The following is a 22,220-nucleotide window of genomic DNA, read 5'->3' as shown; positions in this document are numbered from 1 at the left end:
GACTCACTCCCGCCCGAGTATCGCGGCGGCCGCGTCGACGCCCTCACGGGTGCCGATCACGATGAGCGTGTCCCCGCCGGCGAGGCGGAAGCCGGGCGTGGGGGAGGGGACCGCCTCGGCGCGGCGCAGCACGGCGACGATGGAGACGCCGGTGTCGGTCCGCATCCGGGTCTCGGCAAGGAGCCGGCCGTTCCAGTACGACGTGGCGGAGAGTTCGATCCGTTCGGCCACCAGCCCCAGGTCGGTGGTGGACAGCAGGTTCGGGCTGTGGTGCGTCGGCAGCAGCGCGTCGATGAGCGCCGCCGTCTCCCCCGCGGACAGCCTGAGCGACAGGGCGCAGGCGTCGGGATCGTCCCGGTGGTAGGCGCTCAGGATCCGCGAACCGTCCCGGTGCGCGACCACGGACACCCGGCCCTGCTCCCGCGTGGCGAGGTCGTAACGCACCCCGATTCCCGGCAACGGCGTCCTGCTCAGGCGTGGAGCCCCCACGGCTGTCTCCCCTGTCTCGTCGTCTCGGCCCGCTGGGTCTTTGCTCTTTCTTTAACAACACCCTAACGGGGGAAGGGGGAGAGACCGGGCGGGGGCGGGTCAGGAGGGGTAGGGGACGTAGCAGTCCAGGGCCGGGTGGTACAGCACGTGCCAGGTGCGGCCCTCGACGACGCCGCTCGCCGGCAGGCCGTGGCAGGTCTGGATCCACTCGATCTTCTTCTGCGTGACCGTGCCGTAGACCCCGTCGGTGGCGAGCTTGGGCGGCTGCCCGCCCCACGCGTTGCTGAGGCACTGCGCCTGCCTGACCGCGGCTCCGGTGGCGCCGTACGCGAGCGTCGGCCGGTAGCCCGCCGCCACGTAGGAACACTGCCGGCCGGAGGCGGCCGCGGCGGTGTGGGGCAGCGCCGGGCCCAGGGCGACGGTCGCGCCCAGTAGCGCGGCCGAGGTGAGCAGTCGGTAACGTCTCATGCCCGCTCCTCAAGGGGGGCGACTCGACTTCCGCCCATGGTCGCGCGCGAGCGGTGACGCCCGCGAGTCGAGCGGATGCGCCGCGCGGAGGGTCACCCGGACAGCGGGACGCCTGCTCCTTCCGCCGCCGGTTCCCTCGCCGGTTCCGTCGCCCCGGGGCGGGCGGAGCGCCGGTCGCGTACGGCGGTGAGCGTGCCGAGCACCGCCATGCCCAGGCAGCCGAGCAGGACGACGCGTTCAGCAAGAGCGTCGCCGCGAAACGCAGGGAAGGGTTCCGGTCGGGCAATGCTCGGCCGTCCCGCCCGGCGGTGGCCCCGGGCGCGCCGCTCACCTGCGGGTTTCAACGCGCCGAAGCCGTCCCGGCGGGCTGAAACCCGGCTGAAGCCGTTCTGAACCGCCGTGGCCGCACGCTCTGCGGCATGACGACGAACGAACACGGACTCGCGATCGCGGCCACCGGGCTGCGCAAGGCCTACGGGGACAAGACCGTCCTCGACGGCATCGACATCCGGGTGCCGGCCGGCACCGTCTTCTCGCTCCTCGGGCCGAACGGCGCGGGCAAGACCACGGCGGTCAACATCCTGTCCACCCTCATCTCCGCCGACGGCGGCACGGCCCGGATCGCCGGGCACGACCTCACCGCCGAGGCCCAGAAGGTACGGGCCGCCATCGGGGTCACCGGCCAGTTCTCCGCCGTGGACGGACTGATCACCGGCGAGGAGAACATGCTCCTCATGGCCGACCTGCACCACCTCGCCAAGCGGGAGGGACCGCAGGTCACCGCCGAACTGCTGGAGCGGTTCGACCTCACCGAGGCCGCGAAGAAGCCCGCCTCCACCTACTCCGGTGGCATGAAGCGCCGCCTCGACATCGCCATGACCCTGGTCGGCCGCCCGCGGATCATCTTCCTCGACGAGCCGACCACCGGTCTCGACCCGCGCTCCCGCCACACCATGTGGCAGATCATCCGCGAGCTGGTCTCCGGCGGCACCACCGTCTTCCTCACCACCCAGTACCTGGACGAGGCCGACCAGCTCGCCGACCGCATCGCGGTGCTCGACGGCGGCAGGATCGTCGCCGAGGGCAGCGCCGAGGAGCTCAAGCGGCTGGTCCCGGGCGGCCACGTCCGGCTCCGGTTCTCCGACCCGGCGGCCTACGAGCAGGCGGCGACCGCGCTGCGCGAGGCCACCCGCGACGACGAGTCCCTCGCCCTGCAGATCCCCAGCGGCGGCACCCAGCGCGAACTGCGCGCCATCCTCGACTGGCTCGACGCCGCCGGCATCGAGGCCGACGAGCTCTCCGTGCACACCCCCGACCTGGACGACGTGTTCTTCGCCCTGACCGCCACCACCACCGGCGACGACAGCACCGCCGGCACCGACCAGAAGGAGACCGTCCGATGAGCACCGCCGGCTACGCGTTCCGCGACAACCTGACCATGCTGCGGCGCAACCTCCTGCACGCCCGCCGCTACCCCTCCCTCACCCTGAACCTCCTGCTCACCCCGGTCATCCTGCTGCTCCTGTTCGTCTACGTCTTCGGCAACGTGATGAGCGCCGGCCTCACCGGCGGCCACGCCGACCGGTCCGAGTACGTCGCCTACCTCGTCCCCGGCATCCTCTTCCTGACCGCCGCCATGACCTCGCTCGGCACCGCGGTGGCCGTCGCCACCGACATGACCGAGGGCATCATGGCCCGGTTCCGCACCATGGCGATCTCCCGCGCCTCCGTGCTGATCGGCCACGTGGTCGGCAGCGTGATCCAGACGATGGCGGCCCTGGTCCTCGTCCTGGGCATCGGACTCGCCATCGGGTTCCGGCCCGACGCGTCGCCGGTGGAGTGGCTCGCGGCGGCCGGACTGATGGCCCTGGTCAGCCTCGCGCTCACCTGGCTCGCCGTCGGCATCGGCCTGATCAGCCCCAACGCCGAGGGCGCCAGCAACATCGGGACGCCGCTGGTGATGCTGCCGTTCCTGTCCAGCGCGTTCGTGCCGGTGGCCGCCATGCCGGGCTGGTTCCGCTGGTTCGCCGAGTACCAGCCCTTCTCGCCCTTCATCGAGACCCTGCGCGGTCTGCTGCTGGGCAGCGAGATCGGCACGAAGAACGCGGTGCTGGCCCTCGGCTGGGGCGTGGGGCTCACCGTGCTGGGCTACCTGTGGTCCAAGGCGCGGTTCAGCCGCGAGCCCCGGCAGTGACCTCGTGCAGTGCCTGCCGGGCCGCCGCCCGCAGCTGATCCCGCCCCAGGGCCGCGTACCCCGACCTCGCGTCGGCGTACGCGGCCCCGTCCGCGTTCTCGGCCGCCTGCCGGGACCGGGCCGAGGACAGGGTCGGCAGGTCCCGCATCACCGGCAGCACCTCCGCAAGCGCCAGCAGCCGTACCGCCGCCACGTCGCCCCGGGCCAGCCCGGCGTGGCCGAGCGCGAGCAGCACCGAGCCGTAGACCGGCAGTTCCAGCAGGTCACCGGCGCCGGAACCATCGGCGGACAGCATCCCGAGCAGCCGCTCCCGCAGGTGCCCGGCGAGTTCCGCCACCGGCTCCAGCCGGCCGTGCTGCGCGTGCGCGGCGAGCGCGGCCGCCTGCACCTGGAGCGACCACGAGTCCAGGAAGGGATCGTCCGGGGCCAGCGCACCGGCCGTCCGGATCCCGGCCGCCGCCTGCCGCCACAGGCCGAGGCCGACCTCGGTCAGCCCCCGGGCCAGCGCGATCTCCGCCCGGGCCTGCAGCAGTTCGGGGCTGAAGGCCTGGGCGGACTCGGGCTGCCGGTCCGGGGCGGCGCGGCCCAGCCAGTACTCCGCCTCCTCGACGTCCCCGCGCTGCAGACAGGCGGAGACCAGCCCGTAGCGGACGCCGATCGCGTCCGACCAGGTCCCGGCCTCACTGAGCGCGTCGGCGGCCCGGAGATGGTCGTACGCCTCCGCGCCGCGCTCCGTCTTGAGGCACAGCTCGCCGATCCGGCCGTGGCTGAGCAGCGTCGTGATCGGATTGCCGAGCGGTCCCACCGCGGCGAGCATCCGGCGCGCGTACCGCAGCGCGCGCTCCGTCTCGTACGCGGACTCCCACAGGTAGCTGGCGACGCCCGCCGCGAGGCCCGCCAGCAGCGGCTCTCCGGCGTCGCACAGCTCCTCCAGGCGCGCGTACTCCGGCGGCCGCATGTCCGGTACGGCGCTCAGCACGGCGGCCAGCGCCCGCGGCACGGTGTCCGCCGGGGCGGGCGGCAGGCGGCGCAGCGTGACGAGCTGGCGCACGGCGTGCGGGCCGTAGCCCATGAAGAGGCCGGCCGCGCACACCGCCGCCGCGCTCCGGGCCGTCTCCACGTCCTCGGGGTGCCCCGGTCCCGGCCGGAAGTGGGACAGCGGCCCGCCGGTCTCGGCGGCGAGGGTGACGAACCGGGTGTAGCTGTTGCCGACGGACCACAGGGAGGCCAGCACGGCGGTGACGGCGGCGGTGGCCGGCCCGTCGGCGCGGGCCAGGGCGTGCCGCAGCGCGAGGACGAGGTTGTCCTGCTCGGCACGGATGCGGTCGAAGGAGGCCGGCGCGTCGGTGCCGAACATCCCGGCGTGGTGGGCCCGGCCGAAGTCCCGGGCCCAGGCGAGGAACCGGCCCGTCACGGCCTCGTCCTCACCCGCCTCCGCGCGCCGGGCGGCCCCGAACTCCCGCAGCGTCTCCAGCATGTGGAAACGCACCCCGGCGGCGCTCTCGCCCACCTTGACCAGGGACTGGCCGGCCAACTGCTCCAGCAGGTCCATCGCGCCCTGGCCGTCGTCCCCGGCCTCGCCGAGCACGTACTCCGCCGCGTCCGCGTCGAAGCCCCCCGGGAACACCGACAGCGCGCGCAGCGCCGCCCGTCCCTCGGGCTCCAGCAGGTTCCAGCTCCACTCGACCACGGCCCGCAGTGTCCGGTGCCGTTCGGGAGCGTCCCGGGCGCCGCCGCGCAGCAGCGCGAAACGGTCCCGCAGCCGGTGCGCGATGTCGGCCACGGAGAGCACCCGCACCCGGGCCGCGGCCAGCTCCACCGCCAGCGGCAGCCCGTCCAGATGGCGGCAGATCTCGGCGATCCGGTCGGCGGGCAGCTCCACACCGGGCCGGGCGGCCCGCGCCCGCTGTTCGAAGAGCTCGACGGAGGTCGCCAGGGACAGCTCCGGCAGGGCGTACACGGACTCCGAGGTCAGCCCGAGCGGGGCCCGGCTGGTGGCCAGGACGCGCAGCTCCTTCGACCGCGACACCAGCGCCTGTACGAGAGCGGACGCGCCGGCGATCACGTGCTCGCAGTTGTCGAGGACCAGCAGTGCGGGACCCGGACCCAGCGCGGCGATGATCCCGCTCACCGTGTCCTTGCCCCCGCCCGGGAGCTGGCGGCCCTCCCCGCCGACGGCCGAGGCGACCTCGTCGGCCACGTCGTCGTCGGTGACACCGGCCAGGGTGACGAAGTGGACGACGGGCTGTTCGGCCGCCCGGCTCACCGCGTGCGAGAGCCGGGTCTTGCCGAGCCCGCCGGGGCCGACGACGGTGACCACCCGCGCGCCGCGCAGCAGTCCGGCCACAGCGGCGATGTCGGCGTCCCGCCCCAGCAGCGGGTTCGGCTCGTGCGGCACCCCGTGCCGGACCGGTGCCGTGTCCGTGCTCAGCAACTCCTGGTGGACGGCGCGGAGTCGGGGTCCCGGATCGCTCCCCAGCTCGTCCCGGAGCCGGCGCCGGTAGCCGTCGAACCGGGTCAGCGCCGCGGCCCGCCCCGCGCCGGCGGCCTCGCAACGCAGCAGCTCCGCGAGCACCTCCTCGTCGCGCGGCAGCCGCCGGTTCAGCTCGGCCAGCGGCGCGGTGGCCTCCGCCCGCCGGCCCAGCCGGGCGAGCGCGAGGGCGTGGGAGCGCACCAGCGCCCGGTACGCCCGCAGCCGGTCGGCCCGCAGCGCCGCCACCGGGTCGTGCGCCTTCTCGTCGGCCCCGGCGCCCACGCTGCCGTCCCACAGCGCCAGCCCCGCCTCGGCCCGCGCCAGGGCGCCCTCGTGATCCCCCGCCCGGGCCCGTTCGGCGCTCGCCGCCTCGTGCACGAGGAGCGCGGAACTGTCGACCTGCGTCTCGTCCAGCCCCAGCCGGTACCCGGTCGGTGTGCTCACGACCAGCTCGGCACCCAGCTGCGACCTGAGCCGGGACACCAGGATCTGCACCGCCTTGCCCGGCCGCTCGGGCAGCTCGTCCGGCCACAGCCCCTCCACCAGCCGCCCGGTGCTGCAGCCGGTGCGCAGGTCGGCGGCGAGCAGCGCCAGCAGCCCGCGCAGCCGGGGCGCGGTGATCTCCCGGCCCCGGCAGGCGACTCGGGGCAGCAGGGTCAGCTCGGGGGTCTCGGTCACCCGTGCAGACTAGGCGGGTCCGGCGAAGTCCGCTGCGGTTCTGCAGCGCCCCGTAAGGGGCGCGGGGCTGTATCAATGTGCGGCTCCGCCGCGTGGGCGCGACCAGCCACGACGGCGCGGCAGTCGACACACAGCCTGACGTACCCGGAACTCAAGGCCGTGGCACGGCCCGGTCGAAGGCGCGCTCGAAGCCCGCAGAGGCTGCCTCCTCGCGCCACTGCACCGCGGCCTTCGGACTCGCGTCGAGCAGGGCCCGGCACTCCGCGCCCGGCGCACGCCCGCTGCCGGGGAGCTGCCCGGCGCAGGCGGCGACGGGGCGGTAGCCGTCGCGGGTGGGGTTGCCCCGCCACAGGCTCCGGCCGGGGAGGAAGGCGTACTCCAGGGAGGCCCGGGCCAGGTCCTTGAGCTCCGGGTACGTCAGGCCGTACGTCTCGGCGGCGTACTGGTACTCGTGGCTGATGTCGGTGCGGGAGACCCCCGGGTCGTCGGTGGCCAGGACGACCGGCACCCCGTACGCCCGGTAGGTGCCGAAGGGGTGCGCGGCGCCGCGCACGCCGAGGATCCGGGCGTTGCTGGTGAAGGGCACCTCGACGGCGGTCTGCCGGGCGGCCATCGTGCGGGCCGTCCGCTGCCAGTCGTCCTCGTGGCGGAGGTCGACGCCGTGGCCGACGCGTGCGGCGCCGGCGATGTCCACGGCCTCCCGGATGTGGAACCGCAGGTCCTCGGGATCGACCAGGCCGGGCCGCAACTCGCCCGCGTGCAGGGTGACCTGAGCCCCCGGGTAGACCGAGTGCAGGAACCTCACCATGCGCATCTGCACGGTGTAGTCGGCCAGCGCGACGGGCCCGTCCTCGGGCTGGACGAGGTTGACGGCGAGGAAGCGGGGGTCGGCCTCGGCGAGCCGCATGCCTAGGGCCAGTTCGGTGAAGACGCGTTCGCGGGACTCGCCGCGGAAGGCCTGGTAGACGTAGCGCACGGTGAGCCGGCAGCCGGGGCGGGGCCGGTCGGTGCCGCAGCGGGCGGCGGCCCGGAACTCGGCCTCGGCGTCGTCCGTCGCCCTGCGCGCCTCGGCGACCACCTCGTCGAGCCGGCCGCCCGCCGCGAGCCTCGCGTACGTCTCGGTGAGGTCGGGGTCCCAGCCGACCTCGTCGGCCAGCCGCTCGGCGCGGTCGGAGGCCGGGTTGACCATGGTCTCCAGATAGACCTGGTGCTGCGCCGCCACCGAGTCGGCGACCTCGGCGAGCACCTTGCCCGGGTGGCGCGCGGGCACCAGCCCGAACTTGTCGAACGTGGCGAAGAAGTGGTCGTGGCCGCTCCGGTCCGGCGGGAAGTCGTACATGGACCAGGCCCGCAGGATCGCCTCGCGGAACCCACGGTCGCCGCGGGCGTCGGCGGCCGGCCGGGTGCCGGGGCCGCAGGGCGGTACGACGGCGGTCAGCGTCGCCGTATCGACGCACAGCCCGTCGCGGGCGGCGAGCGCGATCAGGTACTCGGTCCTGACCGCGCCGAAGAGGTGGTTGTGCAGGTCGCCGCCCTTGGGCAGCTTCAGGAAGAACCCGCGCAGGGCGTCGGGGTCCGGGGCCGCCGTCCGCAGCGACGCCAGGTACGCGTCCGTGCGGGCTTCGGCAGCCGTCAAGGGGCGCGGGGCGGCCTGGGGTCGTCGGGGGCGGGGGAGCGCGGCCGCGGGCGGTGCGGCCGACAGGCAGGTCAGCAGGGAGCAGCAGAGCAGGGTCAGGGCGGCGGCGAGGGTGCGGGTGAGAGCGCGTGCGCGGGCCGGGTGCCGGGAGGCGGCTGCGACGGCGGGCGCCGTGCGGCGTGGGTGGCCGGCGGTGCGAGCGCCGTCGTAGGTCGTCACGGACCGATGATCATCAAGTCGGCCCGGCCGCGGCCGGACAGCCACGCGGCACGGACCGCAGAGCCACCCGGGCGGGCGCAGCACCGTGCCGTGGCCGGTGGGACGGTCAGGCGTCGGCCGGCGGGCGGTCCGCCGTGACGACGCAGTAGTCCAGCAGGCCGTCGCGATAGGCCGGCAGGAAGTTGCGCGGCCACTGCACGGGCAGGTCGAGGCCGGCGAGGAAACGGTCCAGGCCCGGCCAGACGATGGATGCGCCGGACCCGGACGTTCTCCCCCGTTCCCCGGTCCCTCAGTCCGCGTCGCCCAGCCGGGGGTGCTCGCCGTGCATGTGCTCGTGGCCGTGCCCTTCCCGCTGCCCCCCGCCGTGGCCGTCCGGCGAGCCGCCCATCATCCGCAGCATCGCCGGGCCGCCGGTGCGCAGGAACCGTACGACCAGCGCGGCGGCCAGCAGCAGGAAGGCGATGTTGAGGTACGTGGTGTAGTTCCAGCTGATCCCTTCGTCGGGGATCTTCGCGTCGGCCTGGTCGGGGACCAGCCCGAGGCCCCCGAAGACGAGCTCGACGACGTAGCCGGCCACCGCGATGGAGACGAAGAAGGTGCCCAGCAGGAAGGCGGCCATCCGGGCGCCGTAGTACTTCCGGTAGATGTTGAGGATCGGCAGGATCAGCAGGTCGGCGTAGATGAAGGCGATGACGCCGCCGAAGCTGATGCCGCCCTTCCAGAGCACCACGGCCAGCGGCACGTTGCCGATGGAGCAGACGAACGACACGACGGCCACCACGGGACCGATCAGCGGCCCGGTCAGCTTGGCCGCGAGCGGATGCCCGGCCAGGAAGAAGCTCTGCCAGAAGTCGTCCGGCACCCAGGCGGCGATCGCCCCGGCGATCAGCAGCCCCGCCACCAGGTCGCGCAGGATCGCCGCCCACTCCATGACGAAGATGTGGGAGACGGACGTGAACCCGTCCCGGGAGAACAGCCGGCGGACGAAACCGCCCTCGCCGCCCACCGACATGTCCATCGCCGCGTGCCCCTCCATCGAGCCCGCCAGCCCGCGCTCGGCCTGCTCCCGCGCCCGGTGCAGCAGCCGCTCCCGCAGCAGGACGCGGAAGAGCACGGCGAGGACGACGATCATGATCGGGCCGCCGACGAACTCCGCCGCGGTGAACTGCCATCCCATCAGCAGGGCCAGGATCACGCCCAGTTCGATCACGAGGTTGGTGGAGGCGATCTCGAAGGCCATCGCCGCGGTGAAGTCGGCGCCCTTGCGGAACAGGGAGCGGGCGAGCGCGACGGCGGCGTAGGAACAGGACGAGGAGGCGGCGCCGAACCCCGCGGAGAGCACGAGCGTACGGGGCCGGTCGTCCCCGAGCAGCCGTACGACCGTCTCCCGGCGCACCACCGCCTGCACGACCGCGGAGAGCGTGAAACCCAGGATCAGCGCCCAGGTGATCTCCCAGGTCATCGACCCGGCGATGGAGAGCGCGTGCCCGACCGCATGCATGTGTCCGCCCCTCACAGCCGACCGCGACCATTCGAACCCTCTGTTTATATACCCCCAGAGGGTATGTAGACCAGTGGTGCCACGGCATCCGGGTGGTGGCGACGCGGCAGTAGACTCCGCCTCGCTCGCGAGGGACCCAGGGGGGAGCCGCATGGTCTGGTCACGGTTGCGCCGCAGGCGGACGGCCCCCAGGCTGCCCCTGCCCGGCCCGTGCCGGCACGGGCGGCACACCCTGCGCACGGAGCGGCTGCTGCTGTACACCCCGGAGACCACGCTGGACCTCGTCGCCGCTGCGGCCGCCGCCTCGGACCCCGAGGCCCAGCGATGGCTCGGCTGGGGTGACCACGTCGTCGCCGACGCGGGCGTCCGCGAAGCCGTACTCCGGCTGCTTCCCGGCGACACCGAGACCCTGCGCAGGTCCCGGTCCCTCAGGAACCTGCTGGACCAGCCTTATGAACCGGTCTCCGGCGAAGAGGAGTTCCTGGTCGGCGTGCGCCTGGACGACGGCAGGTACGCCGGTTTCACCGGGGTGCACGCCGACACCGGGGAGATCGGCGGCTGGCTGGCGCCCGAGGCGCGCGGCCTGGGGCTCGGCACGGAGCTGTTCCGGGCCGCCGCGGTCCTCGGCCACGCCCACCTGGGACTGCGAACGGTGCGAGCGGGTCATGAACCGGCGAACACCGCGAGCGGCCGGGCCCTGGCGAGGGCCGGCTTCGTGGCGGCCGACGGGCCGCCACGCCACACCCTCCCGAACGGCCGTGAGATCGACGCCCGCTGGCTCGAGCGCACCACGACGGCCCCGCCCACCCGCTGCCACGGCGCCGCCCCGCTACCTGCGTGAACCGCACCCCGGGCAGAAGGCCGCCCCGTCCGGCACCACCGCGGAACAGGAGGAACACCGCTCGGACTGGGCCAGTTGATGGCCGCAGCCCGAGCAGAAGGCGGCACCGCGGGTCTCGGTCCGGCAGTGCGGGCAGACCAACTGACGCGGTGTGCTGGGGTCGTAGCCCTGCCCGGCCTGCTGCCCGGCCGCGTACGCCCGCTGCGAGGCCATGTCGTTGAGGCCGCGCTGCTGGGCCGCCATGGCCTCGGCGGCCGTGTCCGGAGCGCAGCGCAGGCACAGGCCCTGGGCCGCGTTCCAGCAGCGGCCGCAGACGTAGTCGGTGCAGCGCGCGCAGCGGTTGAAGTGACCCTGCGCGTTGTCGATCGCCCGCTGGAACGCCTCGTCGCGGGCGCGCCCGTAGCCGGCCCCCGCCAGCCCGTCGGCCGCCGACGTCAGTCCGGTACCGGTACGGCCGAGCAGCCCCCAGGCCACGTCGACGCCCTTGTGGAGCCAGGTGGCGGCCCGCTCCCCGGTGTACGGCTCGAACGGCGAGCGCCAGGTGTCGTAACAGCGCGAGCAGGAGAACTCGAACTGGAACCCGGCACCGGTCCCGTTCCGCTCGCACAGGTCCCGGTAGTTGTTGCTGAAGTAGATCTCGGCGCTCATGTGGTCCCCCCACAGGTCAGGCCATCGGCACACATGCCGTACGACGCAGGGGAAACGGTACTGGTTCTGGCCAAAGCAGCCGAGTACAGGCCATGGCCCGAGACGGTTGCCTCGGGCCATGGCCCTTCTCGGCGGGGCCGGTTGCGGCGGCGCTCCGGACCGGGTGCCACCGGCCGGACGGACTACCAGCCGACGGCCACCAGGAGCCACTGCGGGTCGGCGTGCGAGATGAAGGAGGACTGGCCCGCCACGTCGTCGTAGGGGAAGCCGTAGGCGAGGTGGTTGATGGCGTTGTCGTGCCAGAACCTGGCGTAGTAGTTCGCCGGCGCCGCCGTGTAGAACTGGGCCGGGTCGGACTGCTGGGAGGCCGGCAGGGTGGCGACGTGCCGGTTCAGGGCGGCGCACGTGTTCGGGTCGGACGCCAGGGAGGCCGCGCAGCCGAAGATGTCGGAGGTGGCCGCGTTCACGCCCACCGACTGGGCGTACGAGGTGAAGTAGTTCGCGTTGGCGCCGCCCGCGCGGAAGCTCGGGTCGCTGCCGGGCGCGATGATCCGGTACGGGGCCTGGGTCTGGGCCAGCACGTCGAACTGGGACGGCACCGCGTCGATGAAGCGCTGGAAGGTGGTGGCGCGGTCCTCGGCGAAGGTCTGCCGGTTCTCGCCGACCTCGGTGTCGTAACCGTCCTTGGCGTGCAGCCGCATGGCCAGCTTCAGGCCGAAGGCGTCGACGCGGGTGGTGTTGCCGTTGAAGACGTTGTTGCCGACCGTGAACTCGATGAAGTCGTAGTACGCGCTGGAGGGCGAGCCCAGGTAGAAGTACATGCGGCCCGCGGAGTTGGCCGGCATGTCGAGGTAGGGCTGCTCGGCGATGGAGTGCGTCTGGCCGTTGAAGCTCCAGTACACCTGGCTGTCGGGGTACTTGCCGTTGGTGCGGTTGAGGATCTTCACCTCGACGGCGTTGTGCGCCGCGGGGATGTCGCCGGTGCTGCCCCAGAAGTCGTCCGGCGGGGTGGTGGACCCGGGGCCGTAGACCTGGAACTCCCAGAGGGAGTAGCCGTACGGGGTGCCGCGTGCGGTGCCGTAGAGACGGACGTAGCGCCCGCTGCCGGTGACGGCGAGGCTCTGGGTCCCGCCGGTGGCCGTGGTCGTCGAGTAGACGGTGGTCCAGGTGATGGCGTCGGTGGAGGTCTGGATCTGGAAGGCCTTCGCGTAGGCGGCCTCCCAGTTCAGGGTGACACTGCTGAGCTGCTGGACGGAGCCGAGGTCGACCTGCAGCCACTGCGGGTCGGCGAAGGCCGAGGACCAGCGGGTGCCGGTGTTGCCGTCGACCGCCGCGCTCGCGGGGAAGGACGCGTTCTCGGTCGAGGAGGCGGTGGCGGGCCGGCCCTGGGACAGCAACTGGTCGGCGGCGTGCGCGGGCGACGGGGCGAGGACCGCGAAGAAGGCTGCGATCAGGACGACGACCAGGCCGAGGGCCGTGCTCGGGCGTACGGCGGCGGCCGGTGGTCTGCGGGTGGGTGCGCCGGCGGAACTCTGCATGCGAAGTCTCCTCAAGCCGGTTCGGCGTGCGTGGGGATGGAGCAACAGCAGACATGAGAGCGCTCCCTCGGGTTGTAGACCCGTGGCTGCCCGCCGTCAACAACTGAAGCCGAAATCAACCGGGTTGAGGCTCCGTGGACGACATGGTGCTGATCCTGGCCCTGTGCGTCGCGCACATGCCATCCGTCGCATTTGGTTTCCGACTGCTCCGACGGCCCGAGGCGGAACCGTTATTACAACCCTTGACGCATCCGGTACGGACCTTTGCGTGCCGTCCCCGGTCCTCACATCGTGGACATACCGCCGGAGGTGAGCCCCGGAGCCAGCGCCGGGAACCAGAAGACGGCGACGGCCAGGGCCAGCGAGGTGATGCCCACGGCGCGGGCCACCAGGTGGCCGCCCGGAGCCAGCTTCTCGGCGGTGATCACGGCGGTCAGGACCACCATGGCCCACAGGTTCATCACACCGAACGCCGCCAGCAGCACCATCAGCGACCAGCAGCAGCCCAGGCAGAAGGCCCCGTGGTGGGTTCCGGCCCGCAGATCACGCGAGGGCCCCGGGTACGAGGCGTAGCGCAGCATCAGCCCGACCGGCGAGCGGCACTTCGCCAGGCAGAGGTCCTTGAGGGGCGTGAGCTGGTAGACGCCGCCGACGACGAAAACGGCCGCGGCCACCGCCGTCCCCGTCGCGGCGGGGAGGCTCCCCACCCGGCCCAGGCCCGCGGCCAGCCCGTACGCCGGCAGCCCGGCCGCGGCCCAGACGAGCAGGTAGGCGACCGTGAAGACGATCATGCGCGGCGCCCGGTACGCGGTGAGGGTGCGGGCGTACAGCGCGGCGACGGGTGCCGTGGCGGGCAGCATCATCGCAGCCGTCATCAGCGTCCACACGGCCAGGAAAGCGGGGAGGCCCAGGCCCATCGTGCCCGGCATCGCCGGTGCGCCGCTCCAGCGCGTCACCACCCAGACCCAGGCGGCGGCCGCCGCGACCAGGAGCAGTCCGGCGGGGCCCGCCCCGCGGCGGACGGTGACCGGCCGACCGGTCACGCGGACCACGCGAAGGGCGCCGAGTGCCCGTTGCCGCCGGAGAAGTCCCAGGACCGGCCGTACACGCCGCCGCCCCTCGCCCGGGTGGACCGGGCGATGGCCAGCGTGCTGTTCGCCGGGTGGAACATGCCGGTCAGGCGCATGACCGGACCGTCCTCGCCGAACTGCGGGGCGACCTGGTCCTCGATCTCGATGTCGATGACGTCGCCCACCCGCGCGGCGTGGCTGCGGCCGTCGTCGCGGTACTCGATGGGCACGCGCTCCACACCGAGGATCTTGCCGATGAGCGGCGCGAGTGCCGCCATCGGCCCGCCGGCCTCGCCGGAGAAGACCCTGCCCAGGGCCTCCGCCTGGCCGTCGTCGGCCGAGGCGTCGAGGTAGAGCGCCACCTGCCAGCCTCCCTCGGCCATCACCCGGGGAGCGTCGATGAAGAGGGCGACGCTGCGGTCGGAGACGTCCACGCCGTCCACGCTCCCGCTGTCCACGTGGAACGCGAAGGTCACCCGGCAGCGCTCGTGGTCGGCCGCCGCGGTGAGACCCGAGGTGGTGCAGGGGCAGACCACGTCGCAGTTGCAACTCTCCAGATATGTGCCGTTCAGATTCCAGGGCATGGCTCTACCTCCCCTTCGGCGATGAGCCCCGGGAAGGCCCGTTCCGTCCCGGTACCGACCTTCTTCAGGCTATTCCCGACGACCCCCGTCGCGCAGATCCGCCGTCGGCCGGCCGACCCCGCAAGGCGCCCCTCCGCGCCAGGGCGGATGTCAGCGGGTGACGGTGGTGTGGAGGTGGTTGAGGGCGGAGATCACGGTGGTGTTGCGGTGCCAGACCAGCCAGCGGCCGACCTGCCTGCCGAGCTGGTCGAGTGCTGCCGACTGGGCGGCGGTGAGGTGGTGGAGGGGCCGGTCGTGGTGGGAGGAGATCATGCCGATGACGGTGCCCCTGGGACTCAGCAGGGGTGCGCTGTGGCAGGCGCGGCTGCCTGTCTGCAGGATCGTCTGCCGGGAGGCTTCGTCGAAGGTGTCGGAGGCGGCGACGTCTTCGACGGTGACCTGCCTGCTCTGCTCCGCGGCCTGCGCGCAGGAGGTGGTGGAGGTGTCGACGAAGGCGAAGTAGTCGGTGAAGCGCCCGTTCAGCCCGGTGTGGTGTTCCATGCGGAGCATGCCGTTCTGCACCAGCTGCACGTTGCCCATCTCGGCACCGGTGATGTGCAGGGTGTGGTCCAGGGCCCTCTTGAGGACGGCGCTGTCGTCGGTCAGTCGTCGTTCGCCGGTCCCCAGGGCGGGCAGCGGCGGAGCGGCCGGGCGCGGTCGGCCCGGCACCCAGCTGGAGGCGTCCGGTTGCGGGGCGGGCAGGTGGACGGCCGTTTCGGCGAGGGTGTGCAGTTTGACGTTGAACCGCTGGGAGGCGCGCCGCAGCAGGTCGAACGCCTCCTGCTCCGAGGAGAGCCGGTACGAGGAGACGAGGAGCCGTTCGGCCCGGGCGACACCGGCCCGTGCCAGTTTCCTGTTCCGTGCGTCGATCACCTGCTGCTCGGCGTCCTGGGACCCATGCTCTCCCGGACGGTGAGCAGGCGTACCGGAATTCTCGGTCATGTGTGCAACTCCTGATCTGACCCGCGTGCCTGACAGCCCCCTCCCGTCTTCCCGTCTTCCGCCCGGCATGTTCTCCCGCGGTATGCGCCACCTCGCTTACGGTCGCCGAGCGGTGCGACCGAGGGCGCACGGGCGCGTAGTACCGCGGTACGACCCGAGGGGCGCGGATCAGTCCCCGGTACCACCGAATCGGGGCGTTTCGGCTCCTAGCGTTGTCGCCGAGGCGTCAGGGGCGACAGACGGACGCCGGTTCCGACAGGGAGAGGCGCGCATGATCGACGCACAGCAGCTGACCAAGAGGTACGGCGAGAAGACGGCCGTCGACGGGCTGGACTTCGTCGTGCGGCCGGGCACGGTGACCGGCTTCCTGGGGCCCAACGGCGCGGGGAAGTCCACGACCATGCGCATGATCGTCGGTCTCGACGCCCCGACCGGCGGGTCGGTGACGGTCAACGGCCGGCACTACGCCCGTCACCAGGCGCCGCTGCAGGAGGTGGGGGCGCTGCTGGAGGCGAAGTCGATCCACCCGGGCCGCTCGGCCTACAACCACCTGCTGGCGCTCGCGCTGACCCACGGCATTCCGCGCCGCCGGGTCGACGAGGTCGTCGAACTGGCCGGCCTCGGCAGCGTGGCGAGGAAGCGGGCCGGTGCGTTCTCCCTCGGCATGGGGCAGCGGCTCGGTATCGCCGCGGCGCTGCTGGGCGATCCGCAGACGGTGATGCTGGACGAACCGGTCAACGGGCTCGACCCGGAGGGCGTCCTGTGGATCCGCAACCTGCTGAAGGCCCTCGCCGGCGAGGGCCGGACCGTGTTCGTGTCCTCGCACCTGATGAGCGAGATGGCCCTGGTCGCGGACCACCTGATCATCGTGGGGCGTGGACGCCTGCTGGCCGACACCACGGTGGCGGACCTCGTGAGGGAGGCGGGCGGCGACACGGTGCAGGTGGCCACCCAGGACCCGGCCCGGCTGCGGGAGGCACTGGCCGGTCCCGGCGTCGACATCACCGGCCGGGCCGGCTCCGAGGAGCTCCAGGTGAGCGGGCTCAGTGCCCGGGAGATCGGCCTGAAGGCGGCCGAGCACGGGATCGCGCTGTTCGAACTGACCGCGCGGACGGTGTCGTTGGAGGAGGCGTTCATGAACCTGACCAGGGATGCCGTGGAGTACCACGGCTCCACGACCGGCATCGAGACCCGCGTGGCCGAGGGGAGTGCGGCATGAGCACCCTCACCGCACCCGTCGAGGAGACCTCCCCGGCCGCCCCCGCCCGCCCCGCCTACCGGGTGACCGGACGGCGCGTGCTGGCCTCGGAGTGGGCCAAGCTGTGGTCGCTGCGCTCGACCTGGATCACCCTGGGCCTCGGCCTGCTCTTCCTGGTCGCCTTCGGGCTCATTGCCGCGAACCACTACAAGTCCGGCGTCGGCTCTCCGCACCAGGACCCTGACTTCGCCACCGCGACGGCCGTGAGCCTGTCCCTCTTCGGCACCAACTTCGCCCAGCTCGCCCTCGGCGTGCTCGGCGTGCTGGTCACGGCCGGGGAGTACTCCACCGGAATGATCCGCTCCACGCTCACGGCCGTACCGCGCCGGCTGCCGGTCCTGTGGTCCAAGGCGGCGGTGTTCGGGCTGGTCGCGCTGGTGGTGGGAACGCTGGGCGCATTCGTCGCCTTCCTCTTCGGCAGCCAGATCGTCTCGGGCACGCCCGCGGCCATGGGCCTCTCGCACGCGGGCGTCGTACGGAGCCTGCTGGGCGCCGGGCTCTATCTCGGCCTGGTCGGTGTCATCGGCACCGCCCTGGGCGCCCTGCTGCGGTCGGTGGCGGGCGGCATCTCGGTACTGGTCGCCTCCCTGATGCTGGTCCCGGGCCTGATCTCCCTGCTGCCCAGCTCCTGGCAGGACGACATCAGCCCCTACCTGCCGAGCAACGCGGGCGAGTCGATGTTCGCCCTGACCCACGACAGCACCACCCTGTCGCCCACCGCCGGGCTGCTGGTATTCCTCGGCTGGACGGTGCTCGCACTGGCGGGGGCGGCGTACCGGCTCGTGCGCAGCGACGTCTGACTGCCTGCACCATGGGCAGGTGACCACCTTGACGACGACCACCTCCGCCGGGGACATCGGCGCGGCGGGACCGCCGGCCGCCCGGCTCGCCCGGGCCGGCCAGCGGCTGCGGGAGGCGGACCGCGCCCACCCGTGGGTGCTGGACACCGCGGTGGCGGCGCTGGTCTTCCTCATGTTCTGCCTGCCGGACCTGCTGCACCACGGCCGTGTGGGGGACGGGGACGGGGGCGACCGGCACAGGTTCCGGTTCGCCTTCACCGAGCTTCCCCTGGCGGCGATGCTGGCCCTGCAGGCCGGTCTGGTGCTGCCGCTGCTGTGGCGGCGGCGCCGGCCCATGGCGGCCTTCGTCACCATCGCCGCGGTCTTCGTCCTGCAGTGGTCGCTGGATGCCGTGCTGCGCGCGGACGTCGCCCTGTTCGTCGCCCTGTACAGCCTGGCCCTGCACGGGCGGCTGCGCCGCCTGCCGTGGGCCTGCGCCGTCATGGCCGCGGGGATGGTGCTGGTCGCGGTGCGGGTGTCGTCGGCCATGTCCGTCTGGGACGCCCTGTTCTTCCTGCTGAGCACGGCGACCGCGGCCCTGGCCGTCGGCCTGATGGTGCGGACCCGGCGGGCGCAGCTCGCCGGGCTGCGGGAGCGGGCGGCGCGGCTGGAGACGGAACGCGACCAGCGCATCAGGCTCGCGACCGCCACGGAACGCGCCCGGGTGGCCCGTGAGATGCACGACATCGTCGGCCACAACCTGTCCGTCATCATCACCCTCGCCGACGCGGGCGCGTACGCCACCGACACCGCTCCCGAACGCGGCAAGGAGGCCCTCCAGCTCATCGGCGACACCGGCCGGACGGCCCTCGGTGAGCTGCGCCGGGTGCTCGGCGTCCTGCGCGAGGCCTCGGACGGCGCCCGCCAGGCACCCGAACTCAGCCCCCAGCCCGGCCTCGCGGACATCGAGGCGCTGTGCGACGGCGTACGCACCGCCGGACTGGAGATCGTCTACCGGACCGTCGGCGAGGTGGACGCCCTGGACCGGGGAATGCAGCTGACGGTCTACCGCATCGTCCAGGAAGCCCTGACGAACGCCTTGAAGCACGCCGGTGCCGGCACCCAGGTGAACCTGTCGGTCGTCGTCGGGGACGAACGGCTCGTCATCCGGATCCGGGACAACGGCCCGGCCGGGGACCCCGGACCATGGAACGAGGAAGGACACGGACTCGTGGGCATGCGTGAACGAGCGGCGCTGTACGGAGGGACCGTGAGCGCCGGACCCGCGGCCGACGGGGGGTGGGCCGTGGAGGCCGCCCTCGACCTCACACCGCGGGGAGGCACCCGGTGACCACGGTGCTCGTCGTCGACGACCAGCAGCTGCAGCGCTACGGCTTCCGGGTGCTGCTCGACTCCATGCCCGAGACGGAGGTGGTCGGTGAGGCCGCGAACGGCGTCGAGGCCGTCCGCAGGACCGCCGAACTGCGTCCCGACGTCGTGCTGATGGACGTACGGATGCCCGGCATGGACGGCATCGAGGCCACCCGCCGGATCGCCGAGGCCGGGGGGCGGTCCCGGGTCCTCGTGCTGACCACCTTCGACGTCGACGAGTACGTGCACGCCGCCCTGCGGGCCGGAGCCAGCGGCTTCCTCCTCAAGGACGCGCGCCCCGAGGAGCTCCTCGCCGGGATCCGCGCGGTCGCCGGGGGCGACGCGGTGATCGCGCCGGCCCTCACCCGCCGCATCCTGGACGAGTACGCCCGGCACGTGCCCGCCGGAAGAGGCGGCCAGGACGAGGACCCGCGGCTGGCCGCCCTCACCGAACGCGAGCGCGAGATCCTCGTCGCCATCGGCAAGGGCTGGACCAACGGTGAGATCGCCGCCCGCTTCGTCGTGGCCGAGTCCACCGTGAAGACGCATGTCGGCCGCGTCCTGGCCAAGATCGGCGCCCGGGACCGCGTCCAGGCCGTGATCTTCGCCTACGACCAGGGAATCGCCCGCCCCGGTGCCGGCTGACGGGAACCGGCGCTTTCTTGCCTCCCTCTCACCATGTGAGCCGTAGGGTGGGATGTTCTCCTACAAGCCGTAGGAGGAGCCGGCCCCGTGGCGTACGACGACGAGAGGTGCGAAATGGCCGACGGCTCGAACGCCACGACGACCGGTGCCCCGCGCACCGGCCTTCCCGCGCAGGCCGTCCGGCCCCGGCGCCCGCGAGGCGACCCCCGGCTCGGAGCGGTCGCGGCCGCGTTCACGCTCGCCCAGCTCGTCCTCGTACGGCCCGATCTCGGCCTCGGCTGGGACGAGACCGTCTACGTCAGCCAGGTCAGCGGTCACGTGCCCGCCGCCTACTTCAGCGCGCCCCGCTCCCGCGGCATCTCGCTCCTCGTCGCCCCGATCGCGTCGTGGTCCGACTCCACCGTCCTGCTCCGGACCTACCTGGCCGTCCTCTCCGGACTGGCCCTCTACCTCGCCCTGCGCGTCTGGCGGGGCCACTTCGGACCCGGTGCCCTGGCCCTGGCCGGCGGCCTGTTCGCCTCGCTGTGGGTGACGCTGTTCTACGGCCCCGAGGCCATGCCCAACTACTGGGTCGCCATCGGCGCCCTGGCCTGCGCCGGCTGCTTCCTGCGCGCCCGCGCGAACGCCCGGGACCGGGCGGCCCGGTGGGGGGTGTTCGCGGGCGCGGCGCTGATGGCGGGGATGCGCCCGACGGACGCGGTCTACGTCGTGCTGCCGCTGCTCGCCCTCTCCCTGCGCCGCCCGCGTCTTCTCGCCGTGCTGGCCGCGGGGCTGGTGGCGGGGGCCGGCGAGTGGGTGATCGAGGCGTACACGAGCTACGGCGGCCTCGCACAGCGCCTGTCCGCCGCCTCCGCGATCCAGGGCGGTCTCGGCTGGCATCTCGCCGTGGCCGACCAGCTGCGCAGCCTCGGCGGGCGCACCCTGTGCCGCCCGTGCACCGGAGCGGCTCCCCACCCGGCGGTGACCCTGTGGTGGTTCGCGCTGCCGGTCCTCGCCGTCCTCGGCGCGGTGGTCGCCGTCCGCGCCCGGCGCGCGCTGCCCGTGCTGCTTCCCCTGGCCTGCGCCGTCACGGCCGCGGTCCCCTACCTGTTCCTCATCGGCTACGCGGCCCCCCGCTTCCTGCTGCCCGCCTACGCCCTGCTCGCCCTCCCCGTCGCCCACGGCCTCGTCCACCTGGTCACCGCCCCGGCGCACCGGGCCGGGCGCATCCTGGCCGTCGGCCTCCTGGCGGTCGGCCTGGCAGGCCATCTGGCCGTGCAGTACGTCGTCCTGGAGCACACCGTCCACAGCTCCGCAGCCTCCCGCGCCGAATGGGCCCGCACCGCCGCCGCCCTGCACGCACGTGGCGTACGGCCGCCGTGCCTGCTCAGCGGCTACGAGGCCGTCCCCGTCGCCTTCTACGCCGGCTGCGGCTCCGCCCAGACGAAGGGGCATGACGCCCGCACCACCGTGGCCGAGCTGAAGCGCGCCGCCCACCGCACGTCCTTCGCCGTCCTTACGCGGCCGCACGGCCGTCCGCCCACGTACGCGCGCACCTGGCCCGAGGAGAAGGTCGGCGTTCTCCGCGCGTACCTGGCACCCGGCACCCGGCGGGGCGGGTGACCGCCGGGACCGGAGACCGGCCCCGTCGCCGTCCCGGGCATCCGCGTATTCGCAGGTCAGAGGCGTACTATCGGAGATGACAACGGACACCGATGCAGCCTTTGGCAATAACCCCGACCATGCGTTTCACTGCGAGCCGGACACCTGACGCGAGGGGGAGGACGAACGCCATGGGCGACCACGAGCACCGCCACGGGAGTCACGAGCACGGCCACGGCGCGGGCGGCCACGCCGGGCACTCCCACGGCGTCTCGGCGGACGCGGACCGCCGCTGGCTGGCCATGGCGCTGACCCTCATCACGGTGTTCATGGCGGCCGAGGTCGTCGTCGGCGTCGTCGCGAGCTCCCTGGCCCTGATCTCCGACGCGGCGCACATGCTCACCGACGCCGCCTCCATCGTGCTCGCGCTCGTCGCGATGCGGCTGTCGGCCCGCCCCGCCCGCGGCGGCTTCACCTACGGCCTCAAGCGCGCCGAGATCCTCTCCGCCCAGGCCAACGGCCTCACCCTGCTCCTGCTCGGGACCTGGCTCGCGTACGAGGCGGTACGACGGCTGATCAGTCCGCCCGAGGTCGAGGGCGGCCTGATGCTCGCCACCGCGCTCGCCGGCATCGTCGTCAACGTGGTGGCCACCTGGTGCATCTCCAAGGCCAACCGCGACTCCCTGAACGTCGAGGGCGCCTACCAGCACATCCTCAACGACCTGTTCGCCTTCATCGGCACCGCCGTCGCCGCGCTGATCGTCGTCCTCACGGGCTTCGCCCGCGCCGACGCCATCGCGACGCTCGTCGTGGTCGCCCTGATGGTCAAGGCCGGCTACGGCCTGGTCCGCGACTCCGGCCGGATCTTCCTGGAAGCCGCCCCGGTCGGCCTGGACCCGGACGCGATCGGCGACGAACTGGCCGGGCGGCCCCAGGTCGTCGAGATCCACGACCTGCACCTGTGGACCATCACCTCAGGCGAACCCGCCCTCTCCGCCCATGTCCTGGTCGAACCCGGCGGCGACTGCCACGCCGTACGACGCAACCTCCAGCACCTGCTCCGCGACGAGCACGGCATCACCCACGCCACCCTCCAGGTCGACCACCTCGGTGAGGGCGGGGACGGCGAGGAACTGCTGCAGATCGCCGCCTCGTCGGCCGAACCGGAACCGGCCGAGCACTGCGACGACGCCCACGGGCCCGTGCACCGGCCGGGCCCGCACGACCACTGACGGAGGGACGCCCCGGGCCTCGGCCCGTGGTCCC

At 73.2% G+C, this 22,220-nt stretch carries 19 protein-coding genes; 9 read left to right on the top strand and 10 right to left on the bottom strand.

Features of this window, described 5'->3' with window-relative positions; translation table 11 throughout:
• Positions 1-3: 3 nt before the first annotated feature.
• Together ACFY0P_RS39960 and ACFY0P_RS39955 are read right to left on the bottom strand one after the other, a co-directional pair.
• Positions 4-489: a cation:proton antiporter regulatory subunit gene (locus ACFY0P_RS39960; protein ID WP_388925055.1), complete on the bottom strand. Its 486-nt coding sequence runs from the start codon at positions 487-489 to the stop codon at positions 4-6.
• Between the two features lie 99 nt (positions 490-588).
• Positions 589-957, bottom strand: a complete 369-nt coding sequence (locus tag ACFY0P_RS39955) for a peptidoglycan-binding protein (RefSeq protein WP_388925052.1) — start codon at positions 955-957, stop codon at positions 589-591.
• Positions 958-1,376: 419 nt separating this feature from the next.
• On the opposite strand from ACFY0P_RS39955, the gene ACFY0P_RS39950 reads away from it, so the two are divergent.
• On the top strand, positions 1,377-2,360 hold the full coding sequence (locus ACFY0P_RS39950) for an ATP-binding cassette domain-containing protein (protein WP_388925049.1): 984 nt from the start codon (positions 1,377-1,379) through the stop codon (positions 2,358-2,360).
• Positions 2,357-3,151, top strand: a complete 795-nt coding sequence (locus ACFY0P_RS39945) for an ABC transporter permease (protein ID WP_388925046.1) — start codon at positions 2,357-2,359, stop codon at positions 3,149-3,151. Before ACFY0P_RS39950 ends, ACFY0P_RS39945 begins: the two co-directional genes overlap by 4 nt.
• On the opposite strand, the gene ACFY0P_RS39940 is transcribed toward ACFY0P_RS39945, so the two are convergent.
• From ACFY0P_RS39940 to ACFY0P_RS39930, 3 genes are all read right to left on the bottom strand, one after another.
• The gene (locus tag ACFY0P_RS39940) at positions 3,129-6,302 is read right to left on the bottom strand and encodes an ATP-binding protein (RefSeq protein ID WP_388925043.1); all 3,174 of its coding nucleotides are present in this window, start codon (positions 6,300-6,302) and stop codon (positions 3,129-3,131) included. The genes ACFY0P_RS39945 and ACFY0P_RS39940 overlap by 23 nt on opposite strands.
• Positions 6,303-6,453: 151 nt before the next feature.
• Positions 6,454-8,037 (bottom strand): adenosine deaminase, encoded by a 1,584-nt coding sequence (locus ACFY0P_RS39935; RefSeq protein WP_388925410.1) that lies wholly within the window; start codon positions 8,035-8,037, stop codon positions 6,454-6,456.
• Positions 8,038-8,446: 409 nt separating this feature from the next.
• Positions 8,447-9,658, bottom strand: coding sequence for a permease (locus ACFY0P_RS39930; protein ID WP_388925041.1), 1,212 nt, complete (start codon positions 9,656-9,658; stop codon positions 8,447-8,449).
• Between the two features lie 151 nt (positions 9,659-9,809).
• Between ACFY0P_RS39930 and ACFY0P_RS39925 the strand changes: the two genes are divergently transcribed.
• Positions 9,810-10,499: a GNAT family N-acetyltransferase gene (locus ACFY0P_RS39925; RefSeq protein WP_388925038.1), complete on the top strand. Its 690-nt coding sequence runs from the start codon at positions 9,810-9,812 to the stop codon at positions 10,497-10,499.
• On the opposite strand, the gene ACFY0P_RS39920 is transcribed toward ACFY0P_RS39925, so the two are convergent.
• The 5 genes from ACFY0P_RS39920 to ACFY0P_RS39900 all read right to left on the bottom strand — a co-directional run bounded on the left by ACFY0P_RS39920 (position 10,488) and on the right by ACFY0P_RS39900 (position 15,320).
• Complete coding sequence (locus ACFY0P_RS39920; RefSeq protein ID WP_388925035.1) at positions 10,488-11,147, bottom strand: zinc ribbon domain-containing protein; 660 nt, start codon at positions 11,145-11,147, stop codon at positions 10,488-10,490. The genes ACFY0P_RS39925 and ACFY0P_RS39920 overlap by 12 nt on opposite strands.
• Before the next feature lie 182 nt (positions 11,148-11,329).
• Positions 11,330-12,685 carry a beta-1,3-glucanase family protein gene (locus tag ACFY0P_RS39915; RefSeq protein WP_388925032.1) on the bottom strand — a complete coding sequence of 452 codons (1,356 nt, stop codon included), beginning with the start codon at positions 12,683-12,685 and terminating at the stop codon, positions 11,330-11,332.
• Between the two features lie 284 nt (positions 12,686-12,969).
• Positions 12,970-13,728 (bottom strand): DUF2182 domain-containing protein, encoded by a 759-nt coding sequence (locus ACFY0P_RS39910; protein ID WP_388925030.1) that lies wholly within the window; start codon positions 13,726-13,728, stop codon positions 12,970-12,972.
• Positions 13,725-14,339 carry a DUF1326 domain-containing protein gene (locus ACFY0P_RS39905; protein ID WP_388925028.1) on the bottom strand — a complete coding sequence of 205 codons (615 nt, stop codon included), beginning with the start codon at positions 14,337-14,339 and terminating at the stop codon, positions 13,725-13,727. Before ACFY0P_RS39905 ends, ACFY0P_RS39910 begins: the two co-directional genes overlap by 4 nt.
• 150 nt (positions 14,340-14,489) lie before the next feature.
• Complete coding sequence (locus ACFY0P_RS39900) at positions 14,490-15,320, bottom strand: GAF and ANTAR domain-containing protein (RefSeq protein ID WP_388925026.1); 831 nt, start codon at positions 15,318-15,320, stop codon at positions 14,490-14,492.
• Positions 15,321-15,591: 271 nt separating this feature from the next.
• On the opposite strand from ACFY0P_RS39900, the gene ACFY0P_RS39895 reads away from it, so the two are divergent.
• The 6 genes from ACFY0P_RS39895 (at position 15,592) to ACFY0P_RS39870 (ending at position 22,186) form a co-directional block, all read left to right on the top strand.
• A complete protein-coding gene (locus ACFY0P_RS39895; RefSeq protein ID WP_388925023.1) occupies positions 15,592-16,539 on the top strand; it encodes an ABC transporter ATP-binding protein in 948 nt (315 codons plus the stop codon).
• Complete coding sequence (locus ACFY0P_RS39890) at positions 16,536-17,378, top strand: ABC transporter permease (RefSeq protein WP_388925020.1); 843 nt, start codon at positions 16,536-16,538, stop codon at positions 17,376-17,378. Before ACFY0P_RS39895 ends, ACFY0P_RS39890 begins: the two co-directional genes overlap by 4 nt.
• Positions 17,379-17,406: 28 nt before the next feature.
• Positions 17,407-18,708, top strand: a complete 1,302-nt coding sequence (locus ACFY0P_RS39885) for a sensor histidine kinase (protein ID WP_388925408.1) — start codon at positions 17,407-17,409, stop codon at positions 18,706-18,708.
• Entirely contained in the window at positions 18,705-19,373 is a 669-nt protein-coding gene (locus tag ACFY0P_RS39880) for a response regulator (protein WP_388925017.1), read from the top strand. The genes ACFY0P_RS39885 and ACFY0P_RS39880 overlap by 4 nt, the downstream gene beginning before the upstream one ends.
• Before the next feature lie 114 nt (positions 19,374-19,487).
• A complete protein-coding gene (locus ACFY0P_RS39875; RefSeq protein WP_388925405.1) occupies positions 19,488-20,975 on the top strand; it encodes a hypothetical protein in 1,488 nt (495 codons plus the stop codon).
• A gap of 170 nt (positions 20,976-21,145) precedes the next feature.
• Positions 21,146-22,186 carry a cation diffusion facilitator family transporter gene (locus tag ACFY0P_RS39870; RefSeq protein WP_388925014.1) on the top strand — a complete coding sequence of 347 codons (1,041 nt, stop codon included), beginning with the start codon at positions 21,146-21,148 and terminating at the stop codon, positions 22,184-22,186.
• Positions 22,187-22,220 lie beyond the last annotated feature (34 nt).

This window comes from Streptomyces sp. NPDC001714, from assembly GCF_042892755.1.
In the GTDB taxonomy this organism is placed as follows: domain Bacteria; phylum Actinomycetota; class Actinomycetes; order Streptomycetales; family Streptomycetaceae; genus Streptomyces.
The sequence above is the reverse complement of the archived record's forward strand: the minus strand, read 5'-3'. Positions and strand labels throughout refer to the sequence as shown.

Coding starts and splice junctions, on each gene's coding strand:
- ACFY0P_RS39950 (WP_388925049.1), top strand. CDS start 1,377: ATGACGACGAACGAACACGGACTCGCGATCGCGGCCACCGGGCTGCGC.
- ACFY0P_RS39905 (WP_388925028.1), bottom strand. CDS start 14,339: ATGCCCTGGAATCTGAACGGCACATATCTGGAGAGTTGCAACTGCGAC.
- ACFY0P_RS39945 (WP_388925046.1), top strand. CDS start 2,357: ATGAGCACCGCCGGCTACGCGTTCCGCGACAACCTGACCATGCTGCGG.
- ACFY0P_RS39890 (WP_388925020.1), top strand. CDS start 16,536: ATGAGCACCCTCACCGCACCCGTCGAGGAGACCTCCCCGGCCGCCCCC.
- ACFY0P_RS39925 (WP_388925038.1), top strand. CDS start 9,810: ATGGTCTGGTCACGGTTGCGCCGCAGGCGGACGGCCCCCAGGCTGCCC.
- ACFY0P_RS39915 (WP_388925032.1), bottom strand. CDS start 12,685: ATGCAGAGTTCCGCCGGCGCACCCACCCGCAGACCACCGGCCGCCGCC.
- ACFY0P_RS39900 (WP_388925026.1), bottom strand. CDS start 15,320: ATGACCGAGAATTCCGGTACGCCTGCTCACCGTCCGGGAGAGCATGGG.
- ACFY0P_RS39895 (WP_388925023.1), top strand. CDS start 15,592: ATGATCGACGCACAGCAGCTGACCAAGAGGTACGGCGAGAAGACGGCC.
- ACFY0P_RS39920 (WP_388925035.1), bottom strand. CDS start 11,147: ATGAGCGCCGAGATCTACTTCAGCAACAACTACCGGGACCTGTGCGAG.
- ACFY0P_RS39870 (WP_388925014.1), top strand. CDS start 21,146: ATGGGCGACCACGAGCACCGCCACGGGAGTCACGAGCACGGCCACGGC.
- ACFY0P_RS39930 (WP_388925041.1), bottom strand. CDS start 9,658: ATGCATGCGGTCGGGCACGCGCTCTCCATCGCCGGGTCGATGACCTGG.
- ACFY0P_RS39955 (WP_388925052.1), bottom strand. CDS start 957: ATGAGACGTTACCGACTGCTCACCTCGGCCGCGCTACTGGGCGCGACC.
- ACFY0P_RS39875 (WP_388925405.1), top strand. CDS start 19,488: ATGGCCGACGGCTCGAACGCCACGACGACCGGTGCCCCGCGCACCGGC.